8 protein-coding genes are annotated in these 6,370 nt (G+C 64.1%); 1 reads left to right on the top strand and 7 read right to left on the bottom strand.

What is annotated here, in order from left to right:
* Positions 1 to 455 precede the first annotated feature (455 nt).
* The 7 genes from OSH05_RS24860 to OSH05_RS24830 all read right to left on the bottom strand — a co-directional run bounded on the left by OSH05_RS24860 (position 456) and on the right by OSH05_RS24830 (position 5,525).
* Entirely contained in the window at positions 456 to 1,235 is a 780-nt protein-coding gene (locus tag OSH05_RS24860) for an SDR family oxidoreductase (protein ID WP_104220285.1), read from the bottom strand.
* A 14-nt stretch (positions 1,236 to 1,249) separates the two neighbouring features.
* A complete protein-coding gene (locus OSH05_RS24855) occupies positions 1,250 to 3,073 on the bottom strand; it encodes an alpha-amylase family glycosyl hydrolase (RefSeq protein ID WP_104220284.1) in 1,824 nt (607 codons plus the stop codon).
* Positions 3,074 to 3,194: 121 nt separating this feature from the next.
* A complete protein-coding gene (locus tag OSH05_RS24850; protein ID WP_165801659.1) occupies positions 3,195 to 3,353 on the bottom strand; it encodes a hypothetical protein in 159 nt (52 codons plus the stop codon).
* Between the two features lie 62 nt (positions 3,354 to 3,415).
* Complete coding sequence (locus OSH05_RS24845; protein ID WP_104220283.1) at positions 3,416 to 3,682, bottom strand: hypothetical protein; 267 nt, start codon at positions 3,680 to 3,682, stop codon at positions 3,416 to 3,418.
* Between the two features lie 9 nt (positions 3,683 to 3,691).
* Complete coding sequence (locus OSH05_RS24840; protein WP_104220282.1) at positions 3,692 to 3,937, bottom strand: DUF2934 domain-containing protein; 246 nt, start codon at positions 3,935 to 3,937, stop codon at positions 3,692 to 3,694.
* A 58-nt stretch (positions 3,938 to 3,995) separates the two neighbouring features.
* Positions 3,996 to 4,316 (bottom strand): plasmid stabilization protein, encoded by a 321-nt coding sequence (locus OSH05_RS24835; RefSeq protein ID WP_104220281.1) that lies wholly within the window; start codon positions 4,314 to 4,316, stop codon positions 3,996 to 3,998.
* Between the two features lie 315 nt (positions 4,317 to 4,631).
* Positions 4,632 to 5,525, bottom strand: a complete 894-nt coding sequence (locus tag OSH05_RS24830; RefSeq protein WP_104220280.1) for an SDR family oxidoreductase — start codon at positions 5,523 to 5,525, stop codon at positions 4,632 to 4,634.
* Positions 5,526 to 5,556: 31 nt separating this feature from the next.
* Between OSH05_RS24830 and OSH05_RS24825 the strand changes: the two genes are divergently transcribed.
* Entirely contained in the window at positions 5,557 to 6,114 is a 558-nt protein-coding gene (locus OSH05_RS24825) for a DUF2924 domain-containing protein (RefSeq protein WP_165801658.1), read from the top strand.
* Positions 6,115 to 6,370 lie beyond the last annotated feature (256 nt).

The following is a 6,370-nucleotide window of genomic DNA, read 5'->3' as shown; positions in this document are numbered from 1 at the left end:
AACCCGAAACCTATCAGCCGAAACGTCAGCACACGGCCGGGAGACCGACACATCGACAGTCGTGCTTCATGACATGTGACCTGCCACTGGTTCGTCATCCAGCGGCGATTGGAGCCTCGGCGGGTTGTGCGTGGTGATGAGAGTGGCGGCGTAGGCTGCGAACAAGCGCCCAAGTGGGACCCCACACCGGAGGGCTCCAACTCGCTGAGAATATTTGAGAAATTCTATGTCTACAGGGGTATCGATCGGCGCCGATCATGACCCCGAGTGTATCCAAAATTGATGATGAAAATTAGATAGTTAGCCGATCGAAGCCGAGGCCTCCATTCCGCGCCTGTTCACAGCGGCGATCTGATTCGACCATTGCTATCCAGCCCAATCAGGAGGAAGCCAGCGGACGTTCGCATCGTTGATGCGTCCAGGAGGCAGGCTGCGTCGCGGCAGCCTTGTCGAGGCTAGACCAGCAGCGACTGGCCGCCGTCGATCGATATCGGCGTGCCCGTGATGTGGCGTGACCGGTCCGACGCCAGGAACAGCACCAACTCCGCAACCTCCGCGCTGTTGCCGGGCTTGCCGCCCGTCAGCGGCACTTGGCCCTCGGGATATTCGACCGGCACGGCAGCGGCCTCCCGATTGCTGTCCTTGGTATTCTCGTCGATCTCCGTATCGATCGCGCCGGGACAGATGACATTGGCGCGGATCCGATGCTTGGCAAGCTCCAGCGCCGCCATCTGTCCGAAGGCCAGTTGTCCGGCCTTCGCTGTCGCATAGGCCGAGGCGCCCGCGGTGGTGAAGGTGCGGGTTCCGTTGATCGACGAAGTGATGATGATCGAGCCGCCACGGCCGATCATGAGGGGAACGGCATATCGCAGCGTCAGAAACGTGCCGCGCAGATTGATGGCAATCGTCTGATCCCAATCCTCCGGCGCGAGTTCATGGAGCGGCGCCCAGACGCCATTGACCCCGGCATTGGCGACCACAACGTCGATGGCGCCGAGTTCCTCGTGAGTCCGCCGGCAAGCGTGTTCCATTTCGCTCGCCCGGGAAACGTCGGCTGTAAGGGCCAGCGCACGTCGGCCAAACGCGGTGATTTCCGCCGCTAGCTGCTCGATCTCCTGTTCCGTGCGGCTGAGCACCGCCACGTCGGAGCCCGCCTCGGCAAGGCGAAGCGCTGACGCCCGGCCGATGCCGGAGCCGGCCCCGGTGACGAGGGAGACTTTTCCGCTGAGTTCCATCGTGCTCTCCCGGTTCAAGACGCGTTCGGTTCCGCAGCCGGCTCGACCCAAGCCGATGCGGACCATGGCGAAAAGTTGAGCCGGTCAGGCGCGAGCGTTACCTCGCCGGTGGTTGCAAAGGGCGGCAGCGCGTCGATATCGATCGAGCCCGCCTGCGGCGAAGGATTCATGGCGAGAACGAGGGTGCCCGTCTCATAGCGCCACCGTATGGCCAGGCTTGTCGCGTTCTCGATCGCTTCCGAACCGGCATAGCGGCCCGCCGTCAATGGCAGGATATGCTCGGCGCGCAATCGGCCAAGCTCCTGGAAGCGCGCGAGCGCCTCCCGCCTTTCGGGCTGACCGAACTCGAACCAGTCGAGTTTGGCCATTGCCATCGTATCGGCGGAAACGGGGTCGGGCAGTTCCAAATCACCGGCCATATCGCCGAAGAAGGCCTGCGTCTGCTGGATCCGCCCTTCGCGGATCTCGTCGACCAGATGCCCCTTGAGATCGCCGAAGAAGGGAAAGGGCGCGCGCATATGCGCTTCCTCGCCCATGAAGAACATGGGGATCTGCGGCGAGAGCATGATCACGAAGTGCAGGAAGTCGAGCCGCTCAGCGTCGAGATCGGTGGCGAGCCGGCGACCGTCGGCCTGGTTGCCGATCTGGTCATGGTTCTGGATGAACGACACGAAGGTCTCGGGCGGCAGATGGGCGTCGTCGCCCTGGCTCGCCGTCTCCGCGCTGCGGCCGGGCACGCCGTGGGACAGCGCCTGGCGGACGCGCGCCATCGGCGCGGCTGCGAAGGCGCCATAGTAGCCGCCGCTCTGTTCGGTGGTCAGCACATGCAGCGCATGGTGGACATCGTCGTTCCAATGCGCGTCGAAGAGCAGGGGGCGACCGTCCTCGCCGCGTCGCACGAGGTCGGCCTCATAGCCGAGATTTTCGAGCACGAGGAGCGCGTCCGGCTTGATGGCGCGTGCAGCGGCCGCCAGTTCCCGCTTGAACTCAGGCGCACCGCTGGTGCGATATTCGTGGACCGCATCGAAGCGAAGGCCGTCGAAATCATAGTCGGCGAGCCAGAGCTGGACATTCTCCAGGAAGAACCGCCGCACGGTCGGATCGGCCAGATTGACCGCCGGCCCCCAGGGCGTCATCTCGTGGTCGTCGAAGAAGGCGTTGGCGTAGAGGGGGAGGTGGTTCTCGACCGGTCCGAAATGGTTGTAGACCACGTCGAGCAGCACGGCGAGGCCGAGTGAATGGGCCCGGTCGACCAGATCGCGCAGGTCCGCAGGCGTGCCGTAGCCGGCTTCGGGCGCAAAGGGCAGGACGCCGTCATAGCCCCAGTTGATGCTCCCGGGAAAATCGCCTATCGGCATCAATTCGATGGCGGTGTAGCCCGCTTCGACGAAATGCGGCAGCTTTTCCGCCAGGGCGCGAAATGTTCCCTCCGGCGTCGCCGTCCCGACATGGAGTTCCGCAAGGACCACTTCATGCCAAGCGCGGCGCGATCGCGGCGAGGGCGGCGCGAAGGGCGCGACGAGCACGCTCCAGCTATCGACATCGGTATCCTGTTGGCGGGAGGCAGGGTCGGGAAAAAGGGACTCGCCGGTGGCGAAGCGGTAGCGCTGACCCGGCTCGACGTCGTCGACGATTGTCTCGAACCACCCGTCGCCGACGCTTTCCATGGCGATAGCGTCGCGGTCGGGAAGGACCAGCCGGATCGCTTCGGCGGTCGGCGCCCAGAGGCGAAAGCGAACGCCGTCAGGTTCGATCCGGGGACCGAAGCGATAGTCCGGCGCGCTTCGTCGATGCGCCGTCGACAGGTCGGCGGCTGCTTCAGAAAAGTCGGTTCTCATAACAGCTCCCAAGAGCCTGGGCGCGAAGCCCCGATCCGGCGTCGCAGTCCGGCCCGCAATGAATTTTGAAGTCGCAAAGCCAGCGGGCTCGACCCGTCATGGCGTGCCGCGCAGTAGGGCGTCAGAAGATGATCTTGCCGATGGCCGTCACGATCGGCCAGGAGACGAGGAAACCCAGCGACAAGAGAACGGCGTTGCCGATGACGACGCAAACGACATCCTCAGCAGCCTCGCGCCACGGCTTTCTCTCCGTGCCTTCCCGCTCACGCTCATCCAACATCGCTTCACCTCCATGAGCGCCGACCCTGAATCAACTCCCGGGTTCGCCGGAGCACGCAAGCCTCAAACCCAGTCGAGGACGTCTTCGATCGTGAGACGCGTCGGCGCCCATTCGACCGGGTGGATCGCCTTATCGGTGTGCCACCGGGCCCAATAGGGTTCGCGCTGGTCGTCCGGACCATCCTCCTTGAGGATGATCGCCGGCGAGCGCCAGCGCATCAGGTGCCTTTCGCCATTGGCGAGGCGGCCGACGACGAGCATCCCGTCTGCGGGAGCATCGCCGAGCGACCGGAACGCCCCTTCCTGCTGCAGATCGTCCTGTTCGGCCATGTTTGTCTCCTAGTCGCCGGTGTCCGGTACTCGCCCGATGGGCAGATCCTCGTCCGGACCGAGCGACGTGTCCTGATTGGGGGCCGTTGCGGGTTGGCCCGGCTGCGGACGCTCCGGGCTGCCCGCGGGTTCAGTGAGACCAACGAGCATCTCCTCGGCCCTCGACCAGTGGATTTCATGGAGGCCTTGGGGGCGCCCTTCGGCGTCCCAGATTTCATAGGCCTTGCGCTCAATCTCCTCTCTGCTTGCATCCATGACATGCCTCTCGTTCTATCTGTTGTCGGTTCCGTGCTCGCCTTTCGGCGGCGGGGGGTCAGCTATGCGAGGCGGCGGCTTCGTTCCGCTTGCGCGTCGCAGCCGCCTTCCGGGCAGACGCCGAGCGCTCGGCAGCCGGCCGTGATGCCGCCGCCTTGCCACCCTTCTCGCCACCCTCATGGGCCGCCGGATGGCCGGTATCCTTGCCGCGGCCAGAGCCGCCGGGAGCCTTGCCGCCGCCATCGTCTTTGTTGACCGTGGCCCAGGCCCGACGCACGGCTTCCGGTTCCGAAACGCCGCGCTTCTCATAGCCTTCGGCGATATGGTCGGCCTTGCGTTCCTGCTTGTCGGTATATTTGGACTTGTCACCTCTCGACATGGCAGCCTCCTTACCGCGCTACGTCGGAATACTCTCGCCTAAACAAGCGCGAAGGGGCACGGCGGTTCCCACAGAAATCGGTACCAACGTCGGCGTCGTGGAGTTCGGGCGCTGCGGGTCATGCTCAAGCATCGATAGATGCGATCATCTCTTGCCGGGTGCATGTCGAACCGCCGCCCTGCGTGCCACTCTCGCCCGAGCTGCCTTGAAGCGGCTTACGAGACCAAGGCTGAGCTTCTTGCTGGGCCGGATTGGTGGGGCGATCGCGGGCGCTATGGCGGCGGCGGGCGGCGACATCAGTCTCCGTCCGACAAGTCAGGCAATTCCTTTCCCGCCGGTGACCCCGAAAACCTCTCCGTTCAGGAAGCTTCCGTCCTGGGAAGCCAGCAGCACATAGATGGGCGCGAGTTCGGCGGGCTGAGCGGGACGACCAAAGTCGCTGTCCTTGCCGAATTCCCTAACTTTCTCGTCCGGCTGACCGCCGCTCGGCTGCAGGACCGTCCAGACCGGGCCGGGCGCTACTGCATTCACCCGGATGCCCTTCTCGATGAGCTGCTTGGCCAGCGCCTTCGTGTAGGCAACGATGCCTGCTTTGGTGGTGGCGTAATCGAGCAGGATCGGCGAGGGCTCATAGGCCTGGATCGACGCTGTCGTAATGACCGACGCGCCAGGCGGCATATGCGGGGTGGCCATCTTCGCGATCCAATGGAGCGCGTAGAGATTGGTCTTCATCGTCTTGTCGAAATCATAGGTCGACACGTCTTCCAGCGTCTCCCGATACTGTTGGCGCGCCGCGTTGATCACCAGAATGTCGACGCCGCCCAGCTCCGCCAGCGTGCGCTTCACCAACTCATTGCACCAGGACTGGTCCTTCACATCGCCAGCGAGGCCGACGGCCTTCCGACCTTCGCGGCGGATCAGGGCCAGGACCTCGTCGGCGTCAGACTGTTCCTCCGGGAGGTAAGCGATGGCGACATCAGCGCCTTCCCGCGCAAAGGCGATTGCGGCGGCGCGCCCGATTCCTGAATCGCCGCCCGTAATCAGTGCCCTGCGGCCCTCAAGCTTACCAGAGCCGACATAGCTGTCTTCGCCATGATCTGGGTGCGGGTCCATCTTTCCTGCCAGCCCCGGCATCCGTTGCGGCTGCGTCGGAAATGGCGGCTTCGGATATTGCGTGCGAGGATCCTGCATCTTGGGGCGTTCGGGCATGCGGAGAAACCTGTTCACGTCGAGAATGGGTGTGGCTGCCAACGCTTTGGGGAGAGAGGGGTTCCGGCAATATCGGGAAAACGATGCGGCCGGCGGTAGGTCGGCAACGTTCGGCCATCGCTACCAGGAACTGGAGCATGGCGGCCTCGCCAAGGTGACGGCGAGGAAGCCGCGCACTGTGGCCGGAGCCGCGGCCGAGGCAGCCTCGAAGGAGGATGCGGCATCGTCGAGTGACGATGCTTCGGAGAACCGTCGAAGCAAATCCCCTCGACCCGCGCTGTTGCCCGGCGCGCCGCCGATCCGCGAATGGCATGGCAAGACCCATAGCGTCACCGTCACCGATGCAGGCTTCAACTATGCGGGCAATAGCTACCGATCGCTGACCGAGATCGCCCGCGAGATCACCGGCACGCATTGGTCCGGCCCACGGTTCTTCGGTCTCGGTGCTGCGGGTCGGAAGGACGGGTCAGCACGATCCGATCATCGACGAGACGCTGTTCAACGCGGTCCAGCAAACTCTCGCCGCCAATCGCGTCGGCAGAATCGCGAGAGAGTGTCTTTCTCTCGGCTCGGATGGGACTCCCACTAAAAAATGGCGCGCTCCGTGGGTTCCCGAGATCCCCCGTTAAATTGGGGGGCCAATTTTGCGGTTCTGGAGCGGTGTTCGCAGTCGCTATCAGGGAAGATCGATTGTCGTTTGGCGGGATCGCGTTGTCGTTAGCCGGGATCGGACTGCACGTTGGCGGGATCCGCTTGCGTGATTACGGGATCGGATTGTCGGTTGTCGGTTCGGCATTTTCGTTATGCGGCGCCGCCTTGCCGCTAAGCGGGCATGGAATTGCCGC

The organism is Kaistia algarum, assembly GCF_026343945.1.
GTDB classification, from domain to species: Bacteria; Pseudomonadota; Alphaproteobacteria; order Rhizobiales; family Kaistiaceae; genus Kaistia; species Kaistia algarum.
This window is presented reverse-complemented; position numbering and strand designations above follow the sequence as displayed.

Bases quoted from the DNA above. Each gene is read 5' to 3' on its own strand.
- OSH05_RS24845 (WP_104220283.1), bottom strand. From the start codon at position 3,682: ATGGCCGAACAGGACGATCTGCAGCAGGAAGGGGCGTTCCGGTCGCTC.
- OSH05_RS24830 (WP_104220280.1), bottom strand. From the start codon at position 5,525: ATGCCCGAACGCCCCAAGATGCAGGATCCTCGCACGCAATATCCGAAG.
- OSH05_RS24860 (WP_104220285.1), bottom strand. From the start codon at position 1,235: ATGGAACTCAGCGGAAAAGTCTCCCTCGTCACCGGGGCCGGCTCCGGC.
- OSH05_RS24855 (WP_104220284.1), bottom strand. From the start codon at position 3,073: ATGAGAACCGACTTTTCTGAAGCAGCCGCCGACCTGTCGACGGCGCAT.
- OSH05_RS24840 (WP_104220282.1), bottom strand. From the start codon at position 3,937: ATGGATGCAAGCAGAGAGGAGATTGAGCGCAAGGCCTATGAAATCTGG.
- OSH05_RS24850 (WP_165801659.1), bottom strand. From the start codon at position 3,353: ATGTTGGATGAGCGTGAGCGGGAAGGCACGGAGAGAAAGCCGTGGCGC.
- OSH05_RS24835 (WP_104220281.1), bottom strand. From the start codon at position 4,316: ATGTCGAGAGGTGACAAGTCCAAATATACCGACAAGCAGGAACGCAAG.